We start from the raw sequence: 24,343 nt of genomic DNA on the forward strand, positions 1-24,343 counted from the left end.
AGAAAATGTGATTTTTTTAGAAAAAGGAAAACAAGTTTATCCTTTTGAAGATGGAAAACAGACTTTCGGAGCAAATATTCATACTTTACTTTCTCATGGATTTTTTATGAAAAAGGGGCTTATGGGTGAGTTTGCGAAAGAGAAGATTCAATCAATTATAAAATATCATGAAGAACTTTTGAAAAAAGAACTAACTAAAGAAGAAAACAAAAATCAAAGAGATGAAGAAAAAGAAATTTATGAAAAAGAGCATAAAAGCCAATTTTGGCAAATTCAATCAATTATCGGAGATGACTATTTAAAACAAGTGATTAAAAATCATTTAATAGAAATAGAAAAGATAGTTTTAGGAAATGATAAAGCAAAAGAGGAAGAGATAAAAAGACTAGAGGCTCAAATTGAGCAATTGAGAAAATAAGATGTTAAAAATAAATTATTCATCAAATTCAGAAGATAACTATTATAAAGAAATTGCAAAAAGTAAAGCTGATAAATTTAATGGTTTAACTTTAGAAGAGTATTATAATAAGCATTATAAAAAGTTATTAATTTATGAATTAAAAGAGATTCTTTGTGGAAATTTTGAAAAACTTATAGAGATTAAAAATAAGCTTGGTAAAAAAAATGATAATAAAATTAAAAGGTTTTTTAATTATGATAAATCTAAAATAAATAACTCTTTACCTTTAATCTCAAAACTACAACCTAAAATATCAAAATTCTTTCAAGAAAATGTAGAAGTTCACACTTGTTATTACTGCAATATTGATTTTATAAATACTTTCAAAAAAATAATGTAACAAAAAATGCTTTTACTTTAGATCATGTTTTAGAAAAAGCAGATTATCCATTTTTGGGATTGAGTTTATACAATCTAGTCCCTAGCTGTTATATATGTAATAGTAAAGTTAAAGATTCAAAAATACTATTTGAGTTCTCTCCAACAAATAAAGATTTTGATTTTGATGAAAGAGTAAAGTTTAAATCATTTATTTCAAATTCAAATCTTCAAATAGAAAAAGAAGAGGATTTCTATGTAAAATTAGTAGAAAATTATTCAAACAAATATGATAAATATATTGAGAGTTTAAATTTAAATAATAGATATGATTACCATAAATATAAAGTTTTGGAAATGATTCAAAAAAGAAGAGAATATCCAGATAGTAGAATAAAAGAGTTATCAGATTTAACACAAAAAACACAAGAAGAGATAAAACAAGATTTATTTGGAATTTATATTTTAGAAGATTTACATAAACGCCCACTTTCAAAATTAATCAAAGATATTAGCGAAGAGTTGGATTTAATAAATTAAAATAAATCTTTCTAGAAAGATACTTTTTATAAAATTTTGGTAAACTTCTTTTTAGTTTATTAAAAAAAGAGAAAGGTATTATGAAAAAGAGTAAATATTTCATCCTTGAGAAAAATGAAAATAACTATATTTTAAAGCTTCAAGATGAGTGGAATATAAAGAATCTTTCAAAGATTGTAAACTCATTTAAAGATATTGTTTTTCACAGAAATAAAAATCTTACTATCTCTTTTAAAGATTTAAAAGAGCTTGATAGTTCATCAGCTATATTTTTGGTTTCAAAATTAAAACTTCTACAAGAACATCAATTAGATTTTGAAGATGCAGATAAATATAGAAATATATTTTTGTTTTATTGGAACAACTTTGAACAAAAAGAACAAGAGAAACAAAAAGAGAACTTCATTTATAAAGTTGGAGAAAAAAGCTATAAAATATATAAAACTTTTAATCTTTTTATTGTTTTTGTTGGAGAGTTGTTTTTTCATATCTATCAATCACTATTTAAACCAAAAAAAATAAGAGTAAAAACAGTTTTAGAACAAATAGAGAATTCAGCTTATAAAGCACTTATTATTGTAGTTGTTACATCTTTTTTAGTTGGAGTTGTTATTGCTTATCAAGGAGCTGTACAGCTTGAAAAGTTTGGAGCAAATATTTTTGTAGTTGAGATGATAAGTATCTCTATGTTTAGGGAGATTGCCCCACTTATTACAGCTATTGTAATTGCTGGAAGAAGTGCAAGTAGCTACACAGCAGAAATAGGAGCTATGAAAATAACAGATGAAATAGATGCTATGAAAACTATGGGATTTGAACCAGCACTTTATTTGACTCTTCCTAGAGTTTTAGCACTTGCTATTTCTCTTCCTTTATTGGTTTTTTTAAGTGATATTGTGGGAATTATGGGTGGAATGCTTGTAGCTTTTACTTCACTTGATATTACATATTTAGAATTTATAAATAGATTGCAAAATGAAGTTCCAGTAAAACATCTATTTTTAGGAGTATTTAAAGCATTTGTATTTGGTATATTTATTGCACTTATTGCTTGTTTTAGAGGTTTTCAAGTCCAAAACAATACAACAAGTATTGGAAAATATACAACTATGAGTGTGGTAAATGCTATTTTTATGGTTATTTTACTAGATGCTGTGTTCTCTGTAATTTTTACAAAGATAGGAATATAAAATGAATGTAGTTGAAGTAAGAAATATTTCTACAAGATTTGGTAAAAAACTTGTTCACGATAATATCTCTTTTGATATAAAACAAGGAGAGATTTTTGGTATTTTAGGAAGTAGTGGTTCTGGAAAAACTGTACTTTTGAAACAGCTTGTTATGTTAAATCAAATTCAAAAAGGTAGTGTAGAAATTCTTTCAAAAGATATTACAAAGATAAAACAAAAAGATTTAGAAAAATTAAAATTGGAGTTTTCATATCTATTCCAGTTTGGAGCTTTGTTCTCTTTTCTAAATGTTATTGAAAATATCTCTGTAATGCTTAAAGAGTACACTTCTTTGCCTGATTATGTAATTGAAAACATAGCATATACAAATCTTAAAATAGCAGGTCTAAAAAAAGAGAGTGCTTTTTTATATCCAAGTCAGATTAGTGGTGGAATGAGAAAGAAAGTTGCTCTTGCAAGGTCTTTAGCTTTTAGCCCAAAGATTTTATTTCTTGATGAGCCAACAAGTGGACTTGATCCAGCTAGTACAGAAGAGGTAAATAAATTATTACTCTTTCTAAGAGATGAGCTTAAGATGACAATAATTATAATAACTCACGACTTAGATACAATAAAAAATATGCTAGATAGATTTATAATAATAAATGGAAAAAAGATTTTTGATGGAACAATAGAAGAGGCTCAAAGTAGTGATAATGAATTTATAAAAGATTTTTTAAAGAATAAAGGAAATAAAGATGAATAGCAATACAAATTTTTATAAGATTGGGATATTTGTAATCTCATTTTTTGTTCTATTTTTACTATTTGCTTTTTGGCTTGGTAAATTTGGAATGGATAGTAAAAAATATGATACATATTATGTAAATTTCAATGAAACAATATCAGGACTAAATGTTGGCTCAGCTGTTAAATTTTTGGGTTATGAAATAGGTTATGTAGATAATATAAATATTGATGAAAATGAAGATGAAGCCATAACAGTAAGACTTCTTATTTTAAAAGATACTCCAATAAAAGAAGATAGCTTTGCTATTTTGGGAAGCTTAGGAATAACAGGACTAAAATATATTGAGTTAAAAGGTGGAAGTAGTGCTTCAAAAACAGTAGCAAATAATGGAGTTATAAGAAGTCATAAATCAACACTAAAAACTATGGAAGAGTTTGCAAGAGATTTTGCAAAAGAGTTCGCACATCTTACAAAAACTATTTTAAATGAGAAAAATATAAATAATTTCTCTAAAATTCTAGAAAATAGTAATAATCTTACAGAAAAGCTAGATACTTTTATGGCATATTTGGTAAAAAATGATGGAAAATTTGATGAAGTTTTAACAAGTATTCAAAAGTTTTCAAGTCAAGGAGAAAAATCTTTTGTTTCTATGGGAAAAACAGCACAAGAGTATGATGATTTTGTACAAGAATTAAGAGTTGAACTTCAAAAAGGAAGTTTTGATTTGAAAAATATGAGTGAAAATAGCTTCAATGAGCTAGATAATCTTCTAAATAGTTTAAGTAGTTTAATACAAAAATTAGAAAATAGTCCAAGTGATATATTGTTTAAAAAGAGTCTTATAAAAAATGGACCAGGAGAGTAAAATGAAATTATATATAAAAAGTTTATGGTTTTTAGTTTTTGCAGTTTTATTTGCAGGATGTAGTTTTAAACAAGATTTAATAGAGCAAAATAGATATGCAATAACTTTTCCAACAAATGAAGTAGAAACATCAAAAAAAGTTAATTCTATATTTATTGAAGAACCAAATGTAAATAAGAGTTTTAATCAAACTTCTATTTTGTATTCAAATAAAGTATATTTATTTGAAGAATATTCAAAGAACAGATGGATAAGTTTACCTTCTAATATGATTTATAATCAACTTTTAGACTCTTTTAATAGTAGTAATATCTTTAAAGATGTTATTTCAAAAGATAAAAGAATAGAGTATAAATATCTATTAAGAAGTGAGATTATAAAGCTTTATCAAGTTTTTGAAGATGATAAATCATATGCTATTTTGAAAGCAAATTTTTATTTTATTGAAAATAATAAAACTATAAAATCATATAGTTTTGATAAAAAGATATTATGTGAAGAAAACACAGCTTATGGTTTTGTAAAATCTGTAAATAGTGGTTTTGAAGAGATTATAAATAGTTTGATTGAAGATATAAAACTTTAGTTTAATTTTTTAGCAATAATTGGTGCAATATTCATAACAATAATAAGCCTTACAATATGATGTAAAGTTATATAAGGAAGATTTGCACCAACTAAAAGAGCGATTAAGTTTATCTCTGTTTGTCCACCTGGAGAAAAACTAAGCATAATATCTAAAGCTTTAAAATCTAAAAAATAAAATATAATTGCTATAAAAATAGCACATAAAATAGCTAAAAGAATAAAGTGTCCAAAAGTTGCAATTATTGTTTTGTAAATTGTTTTAAGTGGAACATCTTTAAAAGTGAAGCCAATAATTACTCCAAAAACAACTTGAATAAATTTTAAAAATTCATCTGGAATAGCCACAGAAAAACTTCCACTAGAGTATAAAACTATTGCTAAAATCATAGGACCTATGAGAAATGCAGCTGTGAGTTTGAGTCTTTTTGCTATAAAAGCTGAAAGAGTAGCTAAGAAGTAAAGTAATATAAATTCAAACAAATCAATATTTTTTAAAGGAGTTGTTAAAAGCTGGTTACCTCTTATATCTATTTGAAAAATATATTGAATAATAAAAGGCAAAGATATAACTACAAAAAACAGTCTTGAACTTTGCATCAAAGTTATCTTTGCGGTATTTGCTTTTAGCTCTTCCCCAATTATTACCATCTCAATAACTCCACCTGGCATTGAACCTAAATAAGAGGTTTTTAAATCATATTTTAAGAATTTGTAATAATAATATGTCCCAAAAAATATTACTAAAATAGTAAAAGGTATTACAAGTAATAAGCTAAAACTATATTGTGGAATATATTGTAAAATTTCAGGAGTAAAAGCACTTCCAATAGCAAGACCTATTAAAATTCTTGCTGGAGCTGAAAATAGTTTTGGACTTTTTATAGGTAGAAAATCAAATCTTATAGCTAAACTTGTTGCAAAAATACTCCCCAAAAGCCAAGGAAGTGGCAAATGAAGGTAGATAAAAATTATTGAACCAAAAAGTCCAATAATAAGTGCTAAAAGCATTTTTGCAAAGTTATTTAACATAAACTATTTTGTAATAGATTTTAGATATTTAACTGCTTCAAAAGAGTTCTTTTTTACAATATTTGTATATTTTCTTAGCTCTTCTTCATTTGAGTAACCACATAAAACACCAATAGAGTTTACTTTAGCTTCATTTGCTGCAATTAAATCAAGTTTTGTATCTCCAATCATCCAAACATCATAGTTTTGTATATCACAATTCATTTTTTCTAAAGTGATTAAAATAGGTTCTGGATGAGGTTTTGGATTTTCAACATTTTCTCTTCCTGTTAAAATCTCAAAATATTGCATAATATTTAGATTTTCAAGAAGTGGAACAGAATAAGAACCAGTTTTAGTTGTAACAACTCCCAGTCTTGCAAATTTTGAAGCCTCAACAACTGCATCGTAAGCATTTTCTAAAATTGTTGTTTGAGCTAGAGATACTTTTCTATATTGTCTTTTATAACTATCAACAAAATCCCAAACATTTTTTTTATCTACTCCTAGAGTTTCAAACATAATATCAAGTGGATATCCAATCTCTTTTTTTATATCTTCAACACTTCCTTTAAAGTCAAAGCTATTCTCTTTAAAACTATGTAAAAATGTATCTGTAATTGCATCTGTTGAATCCAACAGTGTACCATCTAAATCAAATAATATAACCATCTCTTTTTTCATTTTCATCCTTTTATTCTTCTATTTCCCAATCTTTTTGATTGTGCATAACTCCAATAAATGCTGGGTCTATATTTTTTATCTTTTTATTTATTGCACTTATTCCATCTGGAATATATAAAAACAAATAAGGTAAATCATCACTTATTTGTTTAAAAATCTCTTTATAAATAGTAGCTAACTCTTTTTTATCAATAGTTATCATCCCTTTTTCTATGAGTTCATTAACTCTTTTATTTTTATAACTTACTATATTAAAACTACCAAGTTTTGCACTATTACTATGCCAAAGTGGATAAGCATCTGGCATTAAAGCCAAAGACCAACCCAAAATTACTGTTTCAAAATTCCTTGGATGAACAACAGTATTTAAAAAAGCTTGCCACTCCATAACTCTAATTTTTACCTGTACACCAATTTTTGAAAGCTGATGTTGAATTATTTGAGCTGTATTTATTCTAATATCATTTCCTGTATTTGTAACTACTTCAAATATTAGAGGATTTTCTTCGTTATAACCAGCATCATTTAAAAGTTTTTTTGCTTTTTCTAAATCTTGTTTTGTATCTTTTACTTCACTATTATAAGCAAAAGTGTTTGGCATAAATGGACCATTACAAACTTTAGCATATCCAAAAAATAGTATATCAACTAACTCTTGACGATTAATTGCATAAGATAAAGCTTGTCGTACTTTTATATCTTTGAATTTTGGATTTTCAAGATTAAAGCCAAGATATGAAAAACTAAAACTAGGAGTTTTTAAAATAGTAAAATCTTCTTTAAATTTATTATCAATTTGTCTTGAAACTTGCATTGGAGTTAATCCAGCAATATCAAGTTTATTTTGTTTTAAATACAAAAAAGAGGTATTAGAATCTGGTAAAAACTTATATAAAATTCTATCTATTTTTGGACGACCTTCAAAAAAGTCATCATTTGCAATAAGTTCAATATCACTTGATGTTTTGAACTCTTTTAACATATATGAACCAGTTCCTATTGGGTTTTTATTAAAAGAACTTGTCATTAAATCTTCTTCATCTTTTAACAAATGATAAGGTAAAAGTCCAAACATCCAAATCTCTAAAGCTTTAAAATATGGTTTATTATATATTATCTCAATAGTAAAATCATCAAGAGCTTTTACACTTTTAACTTCTTTAAAATATGATTTTATTGAGTTAAAAACTTTTGGATCAATTATCTTTTCATAGGTAAAAACTAAATCTTTTGAAGTTAGCTTAACTTTATCATGCCATAAAATATCTTCTTTTAGTTTTATTATTAATTTTGTAGATGTTTCAAAATGATACTCTTTTGCTAATTCAGTTGTAATATTTCCATCTTTATCATATTTAAAAAGACCATTAAAAAGCCAATTTGAAATCTCTGAACTAGCACTATCATGAGATAAAATAGGGTTTATTCTACTAGGACTTGAACTAATAGATAAAGTCAAAGTTGAAGCACTTAATGATATTAAAAATAATAGTTTTATAAAGAAAATTTTCATAAAGAATTGTATAGTTATTTAGTAAAAAATATCTTTAACTTCCTTTTAAGAGAAGTTTATGTTAGAATGCTTTTTTTTATTGCAGGGGGACGCTTTAGCGTTGAGAAGGTAAAACCTGACCCTTAGAACCTGTTGGCTAAAACCAGCGTAGGAAGCGATTTTTTAAAGAATTAAATTTAACAAATATAAACTTTGATAAACAAAATTTAATAAAGAAGGTGCTTTCGCAAGAAGCACCTTTTTTTTTGGTCAAAAATCAAGCTAACAATAAAAGAAAATATATCAATCTAAAGGATTTTAAAGTGCAAAACTGTAAGATAATTTCTGAAATGATGGTACATATTTCACTTTGTACGCATATTTGGGCTAAGGATGTTTTAGTTCTTAAAGAAGTAAATGAAGAGCTAAAAACTGAGTGTGAAAAACACAAAAAAGAGAGTAGTTTTTTATTTGAAGAGTATTCAAATATTGAAAATAAAGAGAATAAATCTCTAGATGTAGTTATTTTAAATTCACAAAATATAGATTTTAAAGTAGTTTCTCAAATGCAAAGAGTATTAAGAGATGATGGTTTGGTAGTTGTTGAAAGTTCATTTTATTCAAAAGATATAGAAAAATTAAAAAAAGATTTACAAGCTTTTGGTGAACACTTCTGGATAGTTATGCCATTTAATTTTGGGCATACAACAGCAATTATTGCTTCAAAGAAATATCATCCAACAGCTGATTTAAATCTTCATAGAGCTGACTTTTTAGAGGGTATGGAATATTATAGTTCTGATATTCATTTGGCTTCTTTTGTTTTTCCTGCAAAGGTTCACAAAGAATTAACTGGTATAGCAAAAAGATAAGGAGATTAAAATGGAAAAGATTAAACAATTTTTAGAAGAGCATAAAAATGATAGTGTAAGAACACAAATGTATTATGCAAAGCAAGGAATTATAACTCCACATATGGAATATGTTGCAAAAGTTGAAAAACTTGAGCCAGAATTTATAAGAAGTGAAATAGCAAGAGGAAGATTAATTATTCCATCAAATGTTAATCATACAAATCAAGTACCAATGGCTATTGGATTAGCTTCAAGCTGTAAAATAAATGCAAATATTGGAAGCTCTGCATTGGCAAGTGATGTTGAAGGTGAGATAGAAAAAGTAAATGTTTGCTTAAAATATGGTGCAGATACAATAATGGATTTAAGTACGGGTGGAGATCTTGATATGATTAGAAAAGCTGTAATAAATCATTCAACAGTTCCAATTGGTACGGTTCCTATTTATCAGATTTTACATGATGTAAAAGATAAAATAGAGGATTTAAGTATAGAAAAAATGCTTGAAGTTATTCAAAGACAAGCAGAACAAGGTGTTTCATACTTTACTATTCATGCTGGATTCTTACTTGAATTTATGCCATATATTGCAAAAAGAAAGATGGGAATTGTTTCAAGAGGTGGAAGTTTGATGGCTGCTTGGATGATGCATTATCATAAAGAGAATCCTTTTTATGTAGCTTTTGACAAAATATTAGATATTTGTAGAAAATATGATGTATCTTTATCTTTAGGTGATAGCTTAAGACCTGGATGTTTAGCAGATGCAAGTGATGAAGCACAATTAAGAGAATTAAAAGTTCTTGGAGATTTAACTTTAAGAGCTTGGGAAAAAGATGTTCAAGTTATGATTGAAGGTCCTGGGCATGTTCCTTTAAATCAAATTGAAAGAAATATGAAAATAGAAAGAGAGTATTGCCACGAAGCACCATTTTATATTTTAGGACCACTTACAACTGATATTGGTGCTGGATATGATCATATTTCAAGTGCAATTGGAGCAGCTGTTGGTGGATGGCATGGAGCATCAATGCTTTGTTATGTTACACCAAAAGAGCATTTAGGTTTACCAAATGCAGAAGATGTAAGAAATGGAATTATTGCATATAAAATAGCAGCTCATAGTGCTGATATTGCAAGAAATAGAAAAGGTGCAAGAGATATAGATGATGAAATGAGTGATGCAAGATATGCTTTTGATTGGAATAAGCAGTTTGAACTAGCTTTAGATCCAGATAGAGCAAGAGAGTATCATGATGAAACATTACCTCAAGATGTATTTAAAGAAGCAGAGTTTTGTTCAATGTGTGGACCAAAGTTTTGTTCATATAAAATAACTCAAAAAATAATGAAAGAACACGGAGATAAAATAGCATAAAAAGGAGTTGAAATGGTAGTAAATTCAAAAAAAGAGACTTTAAAAGAGTCTCTTTCTTTATATGATTTTTTGATTTCAAAAGATTATGATTTGTCAAAAATTGCTATTGAACTAAACAAACAAATTGTTTCAAAAAAAGATTATAAAAATACTATTTTAAAAGATAGTGACAGTTTAGAAATAGTTTGGTTTGTTGGCGGTGGATGATGAAAATTACTTTAAATGGTAAAGAGCAAAGTAGTTTATTTAAAACAGCATTTGAACTAAGGGATAGTATAAATAAAAATGCAATGCTTATTTTAAATGGTTTTTGTATTGATAAAGATCTTGCACTAAAAGATGGCGATTCTGTTGTTCTTATAGAAAAAGGTAAAATGCCATCTTATGATGAACTTGAAAGTGCGATGATGTCAAGACATACACCAAATGTTCATAAAAAATTAAAAGCAAGTAAAGTTGCTATTGCCGGACTTGGAGGACTTGGATCAAATATTGCAGTTTCTTTAGCAAGAATTGGTGTTGGACAACTCCTTTTAGTTGATTTTGATATTGTTGAACCTAGTAATTTAAATAGACAATCTTACTATGTAAGACATTTAGGTATGACAAAAACAGAAGCATTAAAAGAACAGATAAAAGAGATAAACCCTTTTATAGAAGTTCTTATAAAAACTATAAAAGTAGATGAGGAAAATATAGTTGAACTATTTGAAGGATATCAAATAGTTTGTGAAGCTTTTGATAAAGCAGATCAAAAAGCAATGATAGTAAATGGAATTTTAGAGAAATTACCAAATACAACAATAATTGCAGCTTCTGGACTTGCTGGATATGATAGTTCAAACTTAATACAAACAAGAAAAGCTATTAATAATCTTTACATTTGTGGAGATTTAGAAGCTGAAGCAAAAATAGGAAATGGACTTATGGCTCCAAGAGTTCAAATATGTGCTGCACATCAGGCAAATATGGTTTTAAGACTTCTTGTTGGAGAAAGTGATGTTTAAAAAATAGGAAATAGCTATGAATGATATATTAAAAATAGGAAAATATGAGTTTAATTCAAGATTTATTTTAGGTTCTGGAAAATTCTCTTTAGCTCTTTTAGAAGCAGTTATAAAAGAGGGTGATGCTGAGATTATTACTCTTGCCTTAAGAAGAGCAAATGCTGGTGGAGAAGAGAATATTTTAGATTTTATTCCAAAAAATATAAAACTTCTACCAAATACTTCAGGTGCAAAAACTGCACAAGAAGCTTTAAGAGTTGCAAGATTAGGAAGAGAGTTAGGTTGTGGAGATATGGTAAAACTAGAGCTTATATGTGATTCAAAATATCTTTTACCTGATAATAGTAAAACAATAGAAGCTACAAGATTATTAGTTGAAGATGGCTTTACAGTTTTACCATATTGTTATCCTGATTTTTATGTTGCAAAAGAGCTTGAAAGTGCTGGAGCAGCTGCTATTATGCCTTTAGGTTCTCCTATTGGAAGTAATAGAGGACTTCAGACAAAAGATTTTATTCAAATTTTAGTAGATGAAATAAAAGTTCCAATTATTGTTGATGCAGGAATTGGAAAACCATCACAAGCATGTGAAGCCATGGAAATGGGAGTTGATGCAGTTATGCTTAATACAGCAATTGCAACAGCAAAAGATATGGTTTTGATGTCAAGAGCATTTAAAAATGCTATAAAAGCTGGAAGAGATGCATATTTAGGTGGATTAGGAAGAGTTTTAGATAAAGCAGAAGCTTCAAGTCCACTTACAGGGTTTTTAGGAGAGTAGATGAAAACTATAAATCATCAACTTTTTTATAAAGAGCAAAACGATATAGAATCAGATTTAGAAGAGTTTATTTTACAAGATGTGAATAATTTTGATTATACAAAGTATACAAAAGAAGATATACAAAGAGTTTTAGAAAAAGATAAATTAGATATTTGGGATTTTGGAACTTTATTATCTCCAAAAGCTGAAGAGTTTATTGAGCAAATGGCTCAAAAAGCCTTTGTACAGACTAGAAAATATTTTGGAAACTCAATCTCTCTTTTTACTCCTTTGTATATTGCAAATTATTGTGAGAATGAGTGTACTTATTGTGGTTTTAAAGCTACAAATAAGATAAAAAGAGCATCTTTAAGTCTTGAAGAGATAGAAAAAGAGATGATGAAAATCTCAAAAAGTGGATTAAAAGAGATTTTACTTTTAACAGGTGAAGCTAGAAGAAAAACAAGTGTTGAATATATAGCTAGTGCTGTGAAGATTGCTTCAAAATATTTCACAACAGTTGGACTTGAAGTTTATCCTATAAATTTAGACGAGTACAAATATCTTCATGAATGTGGAGCTGATTTTGTATCAATTTATCAAGAAACATATAATAGAGCAAAATATGAAGGTGTTCATCTTTGGGGTTCAAAAAGAAATTATACATATAGATTAAATGCACAAGAAAGAGCTATAAAAGCTGGATTTCGAGGAGTTGCATTTGGTACTCTTCTTGGACTTGATGATTTTAGAAAAGATGCTTTTGCAACAGTTTGTCATGCAAAGTATATTTTACAAAGATATCCTGATATTGAAATCTCTTTTTCTGTTCCTAGATTAAGACCATATATAAACAATAAAAACAATAGTTCAAACGATGTTTATGAGAAGCAATTATTGCAAGTAATGCTTGCTTATAGACTTTTTATGCCATTTGCAAGTATTACGATATCTACAAGAGAAGCAGGATTTTTTAGAGATAATGTTGTAGGACTTGTATCAAATAAAATGTCAGCAGGAGTAAGCGTGGCAGTTGGTGGATATGATGATGAAAAAAAAGGTGATGAGCAGTTCGAAATTTCAGATGAGAGAAGTTTAGATGAAATTAGACAAATGCTTATAAGTAAAGATTTACAAGCAGTATTTACAAATCATATAAGGTTGTAGATTGATAGTTTTTGTTACAAGTAGAAATTTATGTAAAGATGATTTTCTAAATCGAATAGAGAAACTTTGTAGTTCAAACCCAGATATTTTGATATTAAGAGAGAAAGATATGGATTTTGGTTCATATCTTTTTTTGGCTAAAAAAGTTAAAGATATTTGTAAAAAATATGAAATAAGTTTTTATATAAATAGCAAAATAGATGTAGCAAAAAAGCTTGGTATTAAAAATATTCAAATAGGTTTTGATGATTTTTTAAAATATAAAAGAAGTTTAGAAGATTTTGAAAATATTATTGTATCTATTCATTCACTTGATGAAGTAAAAACTCTTCAAAATGAAAATATAAAATATATTATTGCAGGTCATATTTTTGAAACAGCTTGTAAAAAAGGTTTAGAGCCAAGAGGTTTAGAATTTTTAAAAGAACTTTGTAAAAATAGTCAAATACCAATTTTAGGAATAGGCGGAATAGATAAAAACAACTATAAACAAGTTTTAGAAAATGGTGCAAAAGGTTTTTGTATTATGAGTGAAATAATGCAAACAGAAAATCCAGAAACCGTAAAACAAGTTTATAAAAATTAAGGAAAATATATGAAAAAAGTTTTAACAATAGCTGGAAGTGATTGTAGTGGTGGAGCTGGAATACAGGCAGATTTAAAAACATTTAGTTCATTTGGAACATTTGGGATGAGTGTTATTACTTCAATTGTTGCTGAAAATACTTTTAGAGTAATAGAAATCCAAGATATAAGGGTTGATATGGTAGAAAAACAGCTTATTGCTATTTTTGAAGATATCGTTCCAGATGCAGTTAAAATAGGAATGCTTCCAAGTAAAGAGATTATGAAATGTGTAGCAGATTTTTTAAAAAAGAATGATGCAAAAAATATAGTTATAGATCCAGTTATGTATGCAAAAAATGGATCTGCTTTGATGGATATTGAGAATATTGATACTTTGATAAAAGAGATTATTCCATTAGCTTATGTATTAACTCCAAATATTCCTGAAGCTGAAGAGATAGCTAAAATGAAGATAAATAATCAAGAAGATATGAAAGAAGCTGCTATAAAGATTCATCAAATGGGTTGTAAAAATGTTCTTGTAAAAGGTGGTCACTCAAATGAAGATGTTGCTTGTGATATTTTGTATGATGGAAAAGAATTTTATAAATTTTGTGTAGAGAAGATTGATACAAAAAATACTCACGGAACAGGTTGTACATATTCATCTGCAATTGCTTCCAATCTTGCTTTAGGTAAAAAAATAGAAGATGCACTTAAAATATCGAAAGATTATATTACAAATGCAATAAAATACTCACTAGATATTGGTAAAGGACATGGACCTACGAACCATTTTTATAAATTTTTTAAATAATAAAAAAGGAGCAACAATGTCGCTCCTTTGTAAAAATAGGTAAAAGATAAATAATAATTATCTTTTTGAGAATTGAGAAGATTTTCTCGCTTTTTTTCTTCCGTATTTTTTTCTTTCAACAGATCTTGCATCTCTTGTTAATAAACCATATGGTTTTAAGATAGTTCTGAATTGCTCATCATAAGCAACTAAAGCTCTACTAATTCCATGTCTAGCAGCATCAGCTTGAGCAGAATATCCACCACCTAATGTTTTTACTATTACATTTACAGAAGTTTCTTGTTTAGCTACTTGTAATGGTTGCATAACTCTTTTTTTGATTGACTCATGACCACCAAGCCATTGATCTAAAGATTGTCCATTTACAGTTAATTGTCCATTTCCATTCTCTAACCAAACTTTAGCTATTGCTGTTTTTCTTCTTCCAGTTGCATATACTTTTGCCATTACTATTATCCTTTAATTTGAGCAGTATGAGGGTGTTCACTTCCTGCATATACTTTTAATTTTTTTAACATAGCTTTACCAAGAGTAGTTTTTGGAAGCATACCTCTAGTAGCTAATTTGTACAGTTTTTCTGGGTTCTTCTCAATCATATCAGACATTTTGTGAGTTTTTGTACTTCCAAAATAACCTGAGTGAGTATAGTAATTTTTATCTTCTAATTTATTACCAGAAAATTTAGCTTTACTTGCATTGATTATTACAACATAATCTCCACAATCAACATTTGGAGTATAGCAAGGTTTATTTTTACCTCTTAAAATTGTTGCAACTTCAGTTATGATTCTTCCGAATATTTTACCTTCTGCATCAACTACAATCCAATCTCTTTGAATTTCATTGGCTTTTGCCATTTGAGTAAATTTCATTATTAACTCCCTTTCTTAAATGAGTTGGAATATTATTTAAGTTTAGCTTATAAAATACTTAAATTAAGTGTTTCTTAATAATAAAAATAAAATTTTATAAAAAATTGTTTTTTGGGTTTAAATATAAATAAAGCATAGCTTAAAACTATGCTTTATAGTAGTTTTATAGACCGTTAGCTTCTATAAGTTTTGATTGATGATCAGCAATAAGAGGATCAATTACTTCATCAAACAAACCATCTTCTAAAATGCTATCTAATCTATATAAAGTTAGATTGATTCTGTGGTCGCTTATTCTATTTTGTGGGAAATTATAAGTTCTAATTCTTCCACTTCTATCTCCAGTTCCAACTTGTTCTTTTCTATTGGCACCTTCAGCTTCCATTTTCTTTTCCATTTCAATTTCATAAAGCTTTGCTTTTAAAACTTTCATGGCTCTTTCTTTATTTTTATGTTGTGATTTTTGATCTTGGTTTGTTACAACAATACCAGACGGAATGTGAGTAATTCTAACAGCTGAATCTGTTGTATTTACAGATTGACCACCATTTCCACTAGCTCTCATAACATCAATTTTTAGATCACTTTCACTTATTTCTACTTCAACATCATCAACTTCAGGCATAACAGCAACAGTAATAGCTGATGTGTGAACTCTTCCTTGAGATTCAGTTGCAGGAACTCTTTGAACTCTATGAGTTCCACCTTCAAATTTTAGTTTAGAATATACGTGATCACCTTTTACAAGAAAAACAAGTTCTTTGTAACCACCAGCTTCACTATCACTTGAGCTCATAATCTCAACTTTCCAATCATTATTCTCGGCATATCTTAAATATCCTCTGAACAGATCAGCAACAAAAAGCGCTGCTTCATCTCCTCCTGTTCCAGCTCTTAGCTCCAAATAGATATTTCTATCATCATTTGGATCTTTTGGAATCATTAGAAACTTTATCTCTTCTTCTAATTGAGGTTTTTTTAAATCCAGCTCTTTTAACTCTTCTTTTGCTAAATCTCCTAATTCAGGATCATCAAGCATAAGTCTGTTTTCTTCAATGTCATTAAGAACTTTTATATATTCTTTTGCTTTTTCTACTATTGGTTCAATATTTGACTGCTCTTTAGAAAGCGAAGTCATTCTTTTTATATTACTAGATATGTCAGGAGACATCAAAAGATTTGTTATTTCCTCAAATCTAGCAATAAATGGTTGAAGTTTATCTTTTAACATATATGCCTAAAAATTATATTGCATTAACTTTTAATTGAAGTCTGCTTACTTTTCTAGCTGCTGTTCCTTTTGCTAAAATACCTTTAGAAACACAGTGGTGTAAGTATTTGTTTGCAACTTTCATAGCTTCAACAGCTTTTTCTTTGTCAGCACTTTCAACTGCAACTAATACTTCTTTAGTTATGTTTTTAATTCTTGTTTTGAAAAATCTATTTCTAATAGTTTTTACTATTGTTTGTCTAGCTCTTTTTTCAGAAGATTTATGATTTGCCATTTTTTAACCTCTTTGTAAATTTTTAAAGGATAGAATACTATCCAAAATAACTTAAACAGAGTTTAATTTTAGGAAGATTTAATGAAACTATTTGGAACAGATGGGGTACGAGGAAAAGCTGGGGATTTTTTAGATGTTATAACTGTTATAAAATTAGCTCAAGCTGCTGGAATTCACTTTAGAAAACATTCAACTACAAACAAAATACTTGTAGGAAAAGATACTAGAAGAAGTGGATATATGATTGAAAATGCACTTGTTAGTGGGCTTACATCAGTTGGTTATAATGTGATTCAAATTGGACCAATGCCAACTCCTGCAATTGCATATTTAACTGAAAGTATGAGATGTGATGCTGGAATTATGATAAGTGCTTCACACAATCCTTTTGAAGATAATGGAATTAAATTTTTTGATAACCATGGAGATAAACTAAGTGTAGAAGCTGAAAAATCTATTGAAAATATCTTTAATAATAATGAACAACTTCAATCAAATCAAGCAACAGGAAAAGAGATTGGTTCTTCAAAAAGAATTGATGATGTTATTGGAAGATATATTGTTTCAATTAAGAGTTCTTTTCCGAAAGATTTAACATTAAAAGGGCTTAGAATTGTACTTGATTGTGCAAATGGTGCAGCATATAAAGTTGCTCCTACAATTTTAGAAGAGCTTGGTGCTGATGTTATTACAATTAACAATAAACCAAATGGATTCAATATAAATGATAATTGTGGAGCAATGCATCCAGAAAATGTTGCAAAACTAGTTTCTGAATATAGAGCTGATATTGGTCTTGCTTTAGATGGAGATGCTGATAGACTAGTTGTTGTTGATGAAAAAGGTGAAATTGTTGATGGAGATAAATTAATTGGAGCTTTAAGTGTATATTTAAAAGATGAAAAGCTTCTAAAAAATGATACTTGTGTTGCAACAGTTATGTCAAATAAAGCTTTAGAAGATTATTTAAATTTACATAAAATAAAACTATTAAGAAGCAATGTTGGAGACAAATATGTTCTTGAACTTATGAAAGAAAATTCTTCAAACTTTGGTGGAGAACAAAGTGGACATATAATTTTTTCAGATGCTGCAAAAACAGGAGATGGTTTGGCATCAGCACTTCAAGTTTTGGCATTGATTATAAAATCAAAAAAGAGTGCAAGTGAAGCTTTAAATCCATTTACTTTATATCCACAAATCTTACACAATATGAAAGTTAGTGAAAAAATTCCTTTGGATAATATTAAAGGATTAGAAGAACTTTTAAAACAAATTAGAGAAAAAGGAATTAGAGATTTAATTAGATACTCTGGAACAGAGAACAAAATAAGACTTTTACTTGAAGGTAAAAGTAAAAAAGATGTAGAAGATTCAATGGAAAAACTTATTGAGTTTTTTAAAAAAGCTCTATAAAATATGAATAGAAAATTAAAATTAGCAATGATTATTTTCATTGTTATATTTATTGTAGATCAAATCATAAAGTATGGTTTTGCAAATTTAGGTTGGGATGCAAACGGAAGTGTAATGAGCTTGAAACTTGCATATAATTATGGAGTTGCATTTTCAATGTTTGCATTTTTAGATGAATATCTAAAATATATACAGCTTGTTTTAGTAATAGCTGGAACTGTTTATCTACTTTTAAATAGAGATATTTTTTATAAATACTATTTCTCAATAGCTTTACTATATGCAGGTGGATTATCAAATATTTTAGATAGATTTACATATGGTGCTGTTGTTGATTATTTTTATTGGCACTATTTATTTGAGTTTGCAATTTTTAATTTTGCAGATGTGATGATAAATTTATCAGTTGCAATAATCATATTTATTCAAATAAAAGATGCAAAAGCAGAAAAAAAGCTAAAAAGTCAAAAAGATAAAGCTTAAAAATATTTAGATATAATCTAAGGCAAAATTTAAAAGTAAAAAATGAGTTAGGATAAAAGATGGGTCAAACAATTACGGAAAAAATATTTAGTGAACATGTTGGAAAAAAGGTTTTTGCTGGAGAGATTGTAAGAAGCAAAATTGATATGGTTATTGGAAATGATATTACTACTCCAATTTCTATTAGAGCTTTTGAAGAAGGTGGTTTTAAAGAACTTGCAAATCCAGATGGTTTTGCTATTGTTTTAGATCACTTTATTCCTGCAAAAGATATTGCAAGTGCAAACCAAGCAAAAATTTCAAGAGATTTTGCAATGAAACATAATCTTAAAAACTTTTTTGATGAAAAGGATATGGGAATTGAACATGCACTTTTACCTGAAAAAGGATTAGTGATTCCAGGAGATGTAATTATTGGAGCAGATTCTCACACATGTACTCATGGAGCTTTAGGAGCATTTAGTACAGGGATGGGAAGTACTGATATCTCTTTTGGAATGATTACTGGTGGAAATTGGTTTAAAGTTCCTGAGTCAATTAAAATTGTATTTAAAGGTAAACCAGCACCTTTTGTAACAGGAAAAGACCTGATTTTAGAAATAATTAGAATTTTAGGAGTTGATGGGGCTTTATATAAAGCTTTAGAATTTACAGGAGATACAATTAAATATTTATCAATGGATGATAGATTTTCTTTATGTAATATGGCTATTGAAGCTGGAGCAAAGAATGGAATAGTTGCTTATGATGAAGTTACAAAAGAGTTTTTAGATAGTGTTTCAAAAGCTAATAATGGTTTAAGAGCTGAGCCAAAAATTCATTATAGTGATGAAGATGCCACATATTGTCAAGTTATTGAAATTGATGTTGAGAAATTAGAACCTGTAATTGCTTATCCATTTTTACCATCAAATGGACACAGTGTTTCACAAGCAGTTATTGACAACATAAGAGTAGATCAAGTATTTATTGGTTCATGTACAAATGGAAGATTAAGTGATTTTAAGGTTGCAGCAGAAATTTTAAAAGATAAAAAAGTTGCACGTCATGTAAGAGTTATTTTAACTCCAGGAACTCAAAAAATCCTAAGAGAAGCTACAAAACTTGGATATATTGATACTTTAGTTGATGCAGGAGCTGTTGTATCAAACCCAACATGTGGGGCATGTTTAGGTGGATATATGGGTATTTTAGGAGATGGTGAAGTATGTATATCTACAACAAATAGAAACTTTGTTGGAAGAATGGGAAGTAGAAGTTCAAAAATATATTTAGCAAATAGTGCAGTTGCAGCTGCAAGTGCAATTTCTGGATATATTACAGATCCTAGAAGTTTATAATGACTCAAATTCCATTTAAAATACCTTGTGTTATTTTAAGTGGTGGCAAAAGCCAAAGAATGGGAGAAGATAAATCTCTTCTTCCTTTTTCTTCTTCAAAAACTCTAATAGAATATCAATATAATAGATTAAAACCATACTTCAATGATACTTTTATCTCTTCAAAAATAAATAAATTTTTATTTCTAAAAGATAGTTCAAAATTAATCTTAGATGAAAATAAAGATATATATTCTCCAATTTTAGCACTACAAACAATTTTAAAAAGATTTGATAAAGTTTTTATAATAACAGTTGATACTCCTTTTGTAAAAATAGAAACTATAAAAGAACTAATAGAACATAGTGAAGGTTTTGATGTAGTTATTGCTAAAGATGAAGAGAAAACCCATAATCTTTGTGGAGTATTTTCTAACAAGTGTTTAAAAATTATTAATCAAATGATTGAAGAAAATATACATAAGATAAACTATTTAATAAAGCAAACTAATTTTAAGATAATAAACTCTGATTATCAAAATGAATTCATCAATATCAACGATAAAACCGACTATCGAAGAGCTTTAAATATAATCTAAAATTATAATCATTATAAAGCTTTTACTTATAAAAATAAGTTAAATATTATATATCATTAGATAAGATAAACTTATTTTTATAAGGGAAGAGTATGAAAAAAGATGAATTAAACGAAGCATTAAAAATAGTTGATGCAGAGTTAAAAAAAGCTAAGATATCAAGAAGGGATGCTTTTAAGTTAGCAGGACTCGGAGGAGCAGCATTTTTAGCTGGTGGAAGTGAATTACAAGCTGCTACTTTAGCTAGAGCAAGTAGTAATGCAAAAGGTAAGATTGTAATTATTGGTGGTGGTTTAGCAGGAGTCTCAACAGCTGCTTTACTATTAAGAAATTTATCAAATGCAGATATTACAATAGTTGAACCAAATCCTAAATCTGTATCATATCAACCAGGAACTACACTTGTTGGTTCAGGAGTATATACAAAAGATGATATAGATTATGATACAAAAGATTATTATCCAAAAGAAGTTAAAGTAATAGAAAGTAAAGCTATTGATTTTAACCCTGAATCAAATAAAGTTATTTTAGAAAACAAAGATATATTGGAATATGATTTTTTAGTTGTTGCTGCTGGAATTGCACTGGATTATGGCTCAATAAAAGGGCTTGAAAATATTGGAGATATTTTTAGTGCAGGAGATGGAAGTAAAATAGTTAATACTTTTGGAAATAGTGGAATAACATCTGTTTATAATATTGATAGTTCTGTTCATATGTGGGAAGAGAGTAAAAAATTCATAGAAAGAGCAAAAAAAGGTGAAGACTTAAATGCTATTTTTACAGCACCAAATACTCCTATAAAATGTGGTGGAGCACCAAAGAAAGTTATGTATTTATTAAACTCTAGGCTAAATGAAGCAAAAGTTAGAAAAAGTGTAAATATGAGTTATTATGATGATGGAGATAAACTTTTTGGAGTAAAAGAGTATGCAGATGCTATTGAAGAACAATTTATAAAAAGAGATTTCAAATGGAATTTTAAACATAATTTAACAGAAGTTGATATAGGAAAAAAACTTGCAGTTTTTGATAAATATTGGGAGGAACAAGGTTCTTACGACAAAGATTTAGAAGAGTATGAAATGATTACTAAAAATGAAAGAGTTGAAGTAGAATTTGATTTTTTACATATAACTCCTCCACAAAAAGCTCCAGATGAGATTGGAAAGTCTGCAATAGGATCATCAAAATCTTGGGTTCCAGTTGATAAAGAGACTTTACAACATGTTAAATATAAAAATATATTTGCTCTTGGTGATATTGCAGCAGTTCCAATGGGAAAAACAGGAGGAACAGTAAGAAAACAGTATAAAGTTTTAGTAGATAACCTAATCTCTGCAATGGAAGGAAAAGAGCTTACAGCAAAATTTGATGGATATACAGTTTGTCCACTAATTACAGATTTAGGAAAAGTTATGTTAGCAGAATTTAACTGGAGTGGAAAGCCAACTCCATCATTTCCACTAGATCCAATACAAGAGAGATGGATATGGTGGCTTTTAAAAGTTTATTTATTGAAACCAATGACACAATATGGAATGTTAAGCGGTAGAGCATAGTTTGAAAAGTTCTTTGAAGCTATTTTTAATAACTTTTGTAGTCTTAAGTTTACTTATGCACTACAAAGAGTTCTTAAATCAACCTATTGTTCATATTCAAAACTTATCTATTGCTGGAGCTTATGGATTTGGATCTTTTCATCCTATAATCTTTACAGCAATAATCTTTATTTTACTTCTAATAGTAAAAACAATATTAAAATTTTTAAGGGTAATAAAATGAGAAAAATATTAAGTATATTATTGATTTCTGGTCTATTTATGTTTTTAGTTTCTGAAGATAGTAATTTAAAAGCACCATCAAGTGAAGTTAAAGAACTTATAAAAAAATATAATCTAAAAGAGATTGATTATAAAGGTGTAAAAAAAGCTGTTGGTGTTGGAAACAGAGACTCTGCTAGTGCAGTGTTAATTGATGCAAGACCAAATGGAAAATATATACGAGGAACTATTCCATCAAGTATAAATATAAGTGATACAAGTTTTAAAGAAGATTATAAGCAGATTGAGAATATTAATAAAAATAAAGATTTAATAGTATTTTGTGCAGGATATTCTTGTGTAAAAAGTCCAATTGTTGCAAATATGCTTAAAGAAAAAGGTCATAAAAATATAAAAGTATATAGTGGTGGTGAACCAGAATGGAGAAGTAAAAACTATTTAGAAGTTGGTACAGTAGTAGTAAAATCTTACTTAGAAAACAATAATGCTTTACTTGTTGATGCAAGACCAAATGCAAAATTTATGCAAGAAACTATAATTGGAAGTATATCAATTCCAGATACTGCTTTTGATAAGTTAAAAGGAAGATTTCCAATAGATAAGAATGAAAAGATTGTTGCATTTTGTGCTGGATATGAGTGTGAAAAGTCTCATATAATTGCAAAACAACTTTACGAAATGGGATATAAAAATGTATCTGTATATGCAGGAGGAGTTCCTCAATGGAAAAAAGAGGGTTTAGCTACAACAGCTGGAAGTAAAAAAATAGCTAGTGTAGAAAAAGAAGCAAAAGCTGAGTTTAGTAAAAATGGTGTAAAAATAGGTGTTGATGAGGGAACAGTTGATGGTGAGTGGCTAAAAGAGTTGATACTTTCAAATAAAGTTCCAAATAATATTCAAATAGTAAATGTATTGCCAGTAAAAGATTTTAAGAAAGGGCATATTAAAGGCTCTATAAATATTGAGGCAGAAAAATTTAGTGCAAAAGATATTTTAGCTAAACTTCCAAAAGATAAATCTATTGTATTTCATTGTAGTGCTGGATCAAGATCACTTGAAGCATGGATGAAGATGCAAAAAGAGAAAATTGATATGAGTGAAATATTCTATTTAGATGCAGTTATAAAATGTGAAAATAGTAATTGTAATATAGAAGTAAATGAGCCTTTAGGATAAAAACTTAAAGGCAATAAAAAAAGGGAAGAGTAAAAACTCTTCCCTTTTTTATTTATAATTGCAAATTTATTATTTAAGTGCTGCTTTAGCAGAAACTACTAAAGATGCAAATGCAGCAGAATCATTCATAGCAAGATCAGCAAGTATTTTTCTATCTAGTTCAATACCTGATAATCTAAGACCATTTATAAATCTTGAGTAGTTAATATCATTTAATCTACAAGCCGCATTGATTCTTATAATCCACAGTTTTCTAATATCTCTTTTTTTCTGTCTTCTATCTCTATAAGCATAAACAAGGCTTCTTTCTAATTGTTCTTTAGCTTTTCTGAAGTGTTTACTTCTTCCACTATAGAAACCTCTTGCTAATTTTAATATTTTTTTGTGTCTTCTTCTTCTTACAACACCAGTTTTTACTCTTGGCATATCTTTCCTTTCTTTACCGTTATACTTAAATAAGGTGTCGGTTTAACCGAACTTATCCATTATAAATGGAGGGACAAATTACTAAAAATAGTAATTACGCTTTACACAACATAGAAAGAGTTCCAGCTATATTTGTACTATGTACAGTTTGTGGTCCTCTTAAATTTCTTTTTCTTTTTTGAGTTTTTTTTGTCAAAATGTGGCTTCTAAAAGCTGAACCTCTTTTAATAGATCCGTTTTTCTTTACTTTAAATCTTTTAACAGCACCTTTAACGCTTTTCATTTTTGGCATAAAGAAATCCTTTCATATAAATTTGCATTTTTCTTAATGA

31 protein-coding genes and 1 riboswitch are annotated in these 24,343 nt (G+C 28.0%); of the genes, 22 read left to right on the forward strand and 9 right to left on the reverse strand.

The annotated features are described in order from the left end of the window. Positions 1-7 precede the first annotated feature (7 nt). The 7 genes from ATH_RS00685 to ATH_RS00715 all read left to right on the forward strand — a co-directional run bounded on the left by ATH_RS00685 (position 8) and on the right by ATH_RS00715 (position 4,692). A complete protein-coding gene (locus ATH_RS00685; RefSeq protein ID WP_066182365.1) occupies positions 8-418 on the forward strand; it encodes a hypothetical protein in 411 nt (136 codons plus the stop codon). 1 nt (position 419) lies between these two features. After that, positions 420-800, forward strand: a complete 381-nt coding sequence (locus ATH_RS00690) for a hypothetical protein (RefSeq protein WP_066182368.1) — start codon at positions 420-422, stop codon at positions 798-800. A 53-nt stretch (positions 801-853) separates the two neighbouring features. After that, on the forward strand, positions 854-1,318 hold the full coding sequence (locus tag ATH_RS00695; protein WP_066182371.1) for a hypothetical protein: 465 nt from the start codon (positions 854-856) through the stop codon (positions 1,316-1,318). Between the two features lie 80 nt (positions 1,319-1,398). Next, positions 1,399-2,508, forward strand: coding sequence for an MlaE family ABC transporter permease (locus ATH_RS00700; protein ID WP_066182374.1), 1,110 nt, complete (start codon positions 1,399-1,401; stop codon positions 2,506-2,508). A 1-nt stretch (position 2,509) separates the two neighbouring features. Continuing rightward, complete coding sequence (locus ATH_RS00705; protein ID WP_066182377.1) at positions 2,510-3,253, forward strand: ABC transporter ATP-binding protein; 744 nt, start codon at positions 2,510-2,512, stop codon at positions 3,251-3,253. Beyond that, a complete protein-coding gene (locus ATH_RS00710) occupies positions 3,246-4,106 on the forward strand; it encodes an MlaD family protein (protein ID WP_066182380.1) in 861 nt (286 codons plus the stop codon). The genes ATH_RS00705 and ATH_RS00710 overlap by 8 nt, the downstream gene beginning before the upstream one ends. 1 nt (position 4,107) lies before the next feature. Beyond that, entirely contained in the window at positions 4,108-4,692 is a 585-nt protein-coding gene (locus tag ATH_RS00715) for an ABC-type transport auxiliary lipoprotein family protein (RefSeq protein ID WP_066182383.1), read from the forward strand. On the opposite strand, the gene ATH_RS00720 is transcribed toward ATH_RS00715, so the two are convergent. From ATH_RS00720 to ATH_RS00730, 3 genes are read right to left on the reverse strand one after another with little or no spacing between them, the layout of a single operon-like run. Beyond that, positions 4,689-5,723: an AbrB family transcriptional regulator gene (locus ATH_RS00720; protein WP_066182386.1), complete on the reverse strand. Its 1,035-nt coding sequence runs from the start codon at positions 5,721-5,723 to the stop codon at positions 4,689-4,691. The genes ATH_RS00715 and ATH_RS00720 overlap by 4 nt on opposite strands. A gap of 3 nt (positions 5,724-5,726) precedes the next feature. Next, a complete protein-coding gene (locus tag ATH_RS00725; RefSeq protein ID WP_228140829.1) occupies positions 5,727-6,386 on the reverse strand; it encodes an HAD family hydrolase in 660 nt (219 codons plus the stop codon). Between the two features lie 10 nt (positions 6,387-6,396). After that, on the reverse strand, positions 6,397-7,899 hold the full coding sequence (locus tag ATH_RS00730; RefSeq protein ID WP_207501247.1) for a peptide-binding protein: 1,503 nt from the start codon (positions 7,897-7,899) through the stop codon (positions 6,397-6,399). A 73-nt stretch (positions 7,900-7,972) separates the two neighbouring features. Further along, positions 7,973-8,070, forward strand: a riboswitch (TPP riboswitch). Positions 8,071-8,201: 131 nt separating this feature from the next. Between ATH_RS00730 and ATH_RS00735 the strand changes: the two genes are divergently transcribed. Genes ATH_RS00735 through thiD form a run of 8 tightly spaced genes read left to right on the forward strand, consistent with a single transcriptional unit; the run spans position 8,202 to position 14,431 of the window. After that, on the forward strand, positions 8,202-8,750 hold the full coding sequence (locus ATH_RS00735) for a class I SAM-dependent methyltransferase (RefSeq protein ID WP_228140828.1): 549 nt from the start codon (positions 8,202-8,204) through the stop codon (positions 8,748-8,750). Positions 8,751-8,760: 10 nt separating this feature from the next. Continuing rightward, complete coding sequence (gene thiC, locus ATH_RS00740; protein WP_066182389.1) at positions 8,761-10,110, forward strand: phosphomethylpyrimidine synthase ThiC; 1,350 nt, start codon at positions 8,761-8,763, stop codon at positions 10,108-10,110. Positions 10,111-10,122: 12 nt separating this feature from the next. After that, positions 10,123-10,317, forward strand: a complete 195-nt coding sequence (gene thiS, locus ATH_RS00745) for a sulfur carrier protein ThiS (protein ID WP_066182392.1) — start codon at positions 10,123-10,125, stop codon at positions 10,315-10,317. After that, positions 10,317-11,117, forward strand: coding sequence for a sulfur carrier protein ThiS adenylyltransferase ThiF (gene thiF, locus ATH_RS00750; RefSeq protein WP_066183265.1), 801 nt, complete (start codon positions 10,317-10,319; stop codon positions 11,115-11,117). Before thiS ends, thiF begins: the two co-directional genes overlap by 1 nt. A gap of 16 nt (positions 11,118-11,133) precedes the next feature. Next, positions 11,134-11,898, forward strand: a complete 765-nt coding sequence (locus ATH_RS00755) for a thiazole synthase (RefSeq protein ID WP_066182395.1) — start codon at positions 11,134-11,136, stop codon at positions 11,896-11,898. After that, complete coding sequence (thiH, locus tag ATH_RS00760; protein ID WP_066182398.1) at positions 11,899-13,047, forward strand: 2-iminoacetate synthase ThiH; 1,149 nt, start codon at positions 11,899-11,901, stop codon at positions 13,045-13,047. A gap of 1 nt (position 13,048) precedes the next feature. Next, positions 13,049-13,633 carry a thiamine phosphate synthase gene (locus tag ATH_RS00765; protein ID WP_066182401.1) on the forward strand — a complete coding sequence of 195 codons (585 nt, stop codon included), beginning with the start codon at positions 13,049-13,051 and terminating at the stop codon, positions 13,631-13,633. Between the two features lie 9 nt (positions 13,634-13,642). Further along, complete coding sequence (gene thiD / locus ATH_RS00770) at positions 13,643-14,431, forward strand: bifunctional hydroxymethylpyrimidine kinase/phosphomethylpyrimidine kinase (RefSeq protein WP_066182404.1); 789 nt, start codon at positions 13,643-13,645, stop codon at positions 14,429-14,431. A 57-nt stretch (positions 14,432-14,488) separates the two neighbouring features. On the opposite strand, the gene rpsI is transcribed toward thiD, so the two are convergent. The 4 genes from rpsI to rpsT form a co-directional block, all read right to left on the reverse strand. Continuing rightward, the gene (rpsI, locus tag ATH_RS00775; protein ID WP_066170425.1) at positions 14,489-14,878 is read right to left on the reverse strand and encodes a 30S ribosomal protein S9; all 390 of its coding nucleotides are present in this window, start codon (positions 14,876-14,878) and stop codon (positions 14,489-14,491) included. A gap of 5 nt (positions 14,879-14,883) precedes the next feature. Next, positions 14,884-15,303 carry a 50S ribosomal protein L13 gene (gene rplM / locus ATH_RS00780; RefSeq protein WP_066170422.1) on the reverse strand — a complete coding sequence of 140 codons (420 nt, stop codon included), beginning with the start codon at positions 15,301-15,303 and terminating at the stop codon, positions 14,884-14,886. Between the two features lie 163 nt (positions 15,304-15,466). Then, positions 15,467-16,534: a peptide chain release factor 1 gene (gene prfA / locus ATH_RS00785; RefSeq protein WP_066182409.1), complete on the reverse strand. Its 1,068-nt coding sequence runs from the start codon at positions 16,532-16,534 to the stop codon at positions 15,467-15,469. A 13-nt stretch (positions 16,535-16,547) separates the two neighbouring features. Next, positions 16,548-16,808 carry a 30S ribosomal protein S20 gene (rpsT, locus tag ATH_RS00790; protein ID WP_066182412.1) on the reverse strand — a complete coding sequence of 87 codons (261 nt, stop codon included), beginning with the start codon at positions 16,806-16,808 and terminating at the stop codon, positions 16,548-16,550. Positions 16,809-16,889: 81 nt separating this feature from the next. Between rpsT and glmM the strand changes: the two genes are divergently transcribed. The 7 genes from glmM to ATH_RS00825 all read left to right on the forward strand — a co-directional run bounded on the left by glmM (position 16,890) and on the right by ATH_RS00825 (position 23,585). Further along, on the forward strand, positions 16,890-18,224 hold the full coding sequence (gene glmM, locus ATH_RS00795; RefSeq protein ID WP_066182415.1) for a phosphoglucosamine mutase: 1,335 nt from the start codon (positions 16,890-16,892) through the stop codon (positions 18,222-18,224). Between the two features lie 3 nt (positions 18,225-18,227). Next, positions 18,228-18,707, forward strand: a complete 480-nt coding sequence (lspA, locus tag ATH_RS00800; RefSeq protein WP_066182418.1) for a signal peptidase II — start codon at positions 18,228-18,230, stop codon at positions 18,705-18,707. 59 nt (positions 18,708-18,766) lie between these two features. Next, positions 18,767-20,047, forward strand: coding sequence for a 3-isopropylmalate dehydratase large subunit (locus ATH_RS00805; RefSeq protein ID WP_066182421.1), 1,281 nt, complete (start codon positions 18,767-18,769; stop codon positions 20,045-20,047). Then, positions 20,047-20,625 carry an NTP transferase domain-containing protein gene (locus tag ATH_RS00810; RefSeq protein ID WP_066182423.1) on the forward strand — a complete coding sequence of 193 codons (579 nt, stop codon included), beginning with the start codon at positions 20,047-20,049 and terminating at the stop codon, positions 20,623-20,625. Before ATH_RS00805 ends, ATH_RS00810 begins: the two co-directional genes overlap by 1 nt. 92 nt (positions 20,626-20,717) lie before the next feature. Further along, on the forward strand, positions 20,718-22,187 hold the full coding sequence (locus tag ATH_RS00815; protein WP_066182427.1) for an NAD(P)/FAD-dependent oxidoreductase: 1,470 nt from the start codon (positions 20,718-20,720) through the stop codon (positions 22,185-22,187). 1 nt (position 22,188) lies between these two features. Beyond that, positions 22,189-22,410, forward strand: coding sequence for a hypothetical protein (locus tag ATH_RS00820; RefSeq protein ID WP_066182430.1), 222 nt, complete (start codon positions 22,189-22,191; stop codon positions 22,408-22,410). Then, positions 22,407-23,585 (forward strand): rhodanese-like domain-containing protein, encoded by a 1,179-nt coding sequence (locus tag ATH_RS00825; protein WP_066390007.1) that lies wholly within the window; start codon positions 22,407-22,409, stop codon positions 23,583-23,585. The genes ATH_RS00820 and ATH_RS00825 overlap by 4 nt, the downstream gene beginning before the upstream one ends. A 69-nt stretch (positions 23,586-23,654) precedes the next feature. Here the strand turns inward: ATH_RS00825 and rplT are convergent, their stop codons facing one another. Together rplT and rpmI are read right to left on the reverse strand one after the other, a co-directional pair. Then, complete coding sequence (rplT, locus tag ATH_RS00830) at positions 23,655-24,011, reverse strand: 50S ribosomal protein L20 (protein WP_066170394.1); 357 nt, start codon at positions 24,009-24,011, stop codon at positions 23,655-23,657. Positions 24,012-24,105: 94 nt separating this feature from the next. Beyond that, entirely contained in the window at positions 24,106-24,303 is a 198-nt protein-coding gene (gene rpmI / locus ATH_RS00835; RefSeq protein WP_066182436.1) for a 50S ribosomal protein L35, read from the reverse strand. Between the last annotated feature and the right edge of the window lie 40 nt (positions 24,304-24,343).

The organism is Aliarcobacter thereius LMG 24486 (assembly GCF_004214815.1).
In the GTDB taxonomy this organism is placed as follows: domain Bacteria; phylum Campylobacterota; class Campylobacteria; order Campylobacterales; family Arcobacteraceae; genus Aliarcobacter; species Aliarcobacter thereius.

What these genes read in the sequence shown, in the direction of transcription:
- ATH_RS00690 (WP_066182368.1), top strand. Translation starts at nt 420, where the DNA reads ATGTTAAAAATAAATTATTCATCAAATTCAGAAGATAACTATTATAAA.
- ATH_RS00700 (WP_066182374.1), top strand. Translation starts at nt 1,399, where the DNA reads ATGAAAAAGAGTAAATATTTCATCCTTGAGAAAAATGAAAATAACTAT.
- ATH_RS00705 (WP_066182377.1), top strand. Translation starts at nt 2,510, where the DNA reads ATGAATGTAGTTGAAGTAAGAAATATTTCTACAAGATTTGGTAAAAAA.
- ATH_RS00710 (WP_066182380.1), top strand. Translation starts at nt 3,246, where the DNA reads ATGAATAGCAATACAAATTTTTATAAGATTGGGATATTTGTAATCTCA.
- ATH_RS00715 (WP_066182383.1), top strand. Translation starts at nt 4,108, where the DNA reads ATGAAATTATATATAAAAAGTTTATGGTTTTTAGTTTTTGCAGTTTTA.
- ATH_RS00720 (WP_066182386.1), bottom strand. Translation starts at nt 5,723, where the DNA reads ATGTTAAATAACTTTGCAAAAATGCTTTTAGCACTTATTATTGGACTT.
- ATH_RS00725 (WP_228140829.1), bottom strand. Translation starts at nt 6,386, where the DNA reads ATGAAAAAAGAGATGGTTATATTATTTGATTTAGATGGTACACTGTTG.
- ATH_RS00730 (WP_207501247.1), bottom strand. Translation starts at nt 7,899, where the DNA reads ATGAAAATTTTCTTTATAAAACTATTATTTTTAATATCATTAAGTGCT.
- thiC (WP_066182389.1), top strand. Translation starts at nt 8,761, where the DNA reads ATGGAAAAGATTAAACAATTTTTAGAAGAGCATAAAAATGATAGTGTA.
- thiS (WP_066182392.1), top strand. Translation starts at nt 10,123, where the DNA reads ATGGTAGTAAATTCAAAAAAAGAGACTTTAAAAGAGTCTCTTTCTTTA.
- thiF (WP_066183265.1), top strand. Translation starts at nt 10,317, where the DNA reads ATGAAAATTACTTTAAATGGTAAAGAGCAAAGTAGTTTATTTAAAACA.
- ATH_RS00755 (WP_066182395.1), top strand. Translation starts at nt 11,134, where the DNA reads ATGAATGATATATTAAAAATAGGAAAATATGAGTTTAATTCAAGATTT.
- thiH (WP_066182398.1), top strand. Translation starts at nt 11,899, where the DNA reads ATGAAAACTATAAATCATCAACTTTTTTATAAAGAGCAAAACGATATA.
- thiD (WP_066182404.1), top strand. Translation starts at nt 13,643, where the DNA reads ATGAAAAAAGTTTTAACAATAGCTGGAAGTGATTGTAGTGGTGGAGCT.
- rpsI (WP_066170425.1), bottom strand. Translation starts at nt 14,878, where the DNA reads ATGGCAAAAGTATATGCAACTGGAAGAAGAAAAACAGCAATAGCTAAA.
- rplM (WP_066170422.1), bottom strand. Translation starts at nt 15,303, where the DNA reads ATGAAATTTACTCAAATGGCAAAAGCCAATGAAATTCAAAGAGATTGG.
- prfA (WP_066182409.1), bottom strand. Translation starts at nt 16,534, where the DNA reads ATGTTAAAAGATAAACTTCAACCATTTATTGCTAGATTTGAGGAAATA.
- rpsT (WP_066182412.1), bottom strand. Translation starts at nt 16,808, where the DNA reads ATGGCAAATCATAAATCTTCTGAAAAAAGAGCTAGACAAACAATAGTA.
- glmM (WP_066182415.1), top strand. Translation starts at nt 16,890, where the DNA reads ATGAAACTATTTGGAACAGATGGGGTACGAGGAAAAGCTGGGGATTTT.
- lspA (WP_066182418.1), top strand. Translation starts at nt 18,228, where the DNA reads ATGAATAGAAAATTAAAATTAGCAATGATTATTTTCATTGTTATATTT.
- ATH_RS00805 (WP_066182421.1), top strand. Translation starts at nt 18,767, where the DNA reads ATGGGTCAAACAATTACGGAAAAAATATTTAGTGAACATGTTGGAAAA.
- ATH_RS00810 (WP_066182423.1), top strand. Translation starts at nt 20,047, where the DNA reads ATGACTCAAATTCCATTTAAAATACCTTGTGTTATTTTAAGTGGTGGC.
- ATH_RS00815 (WP_066182427.1), top strand. Translation starts at nt 20,718, where the DNA reads ATGAAAAAAGATGAATTAAACGAAGCATTAAAAATAGTTGATGCAGAG.
- ATH_RS00825 (WP_066390007.1), top strand. Translation starts at nt 22,407, where the DNA reads ATGAGAAAAATATTAAGTATATTATTGATTTCTGGTCTATTTATGTTT.
- rplT (WP_066170394.1), bottom strand. Translation starts at nt 24,011, where the DNA reads ATGCCAAGAGTAAAAACTGGTGTTGTAAGAAGAAGAAGACACAAAAAA.
- rpmI (WP_066182436.1), bottom strand. Translation starts at nt 24,303, where the DNA reads ATGCCAAAAATGAAAAGCGTTAAAGGTGCTGTTAAAAGATTTAAAGTA.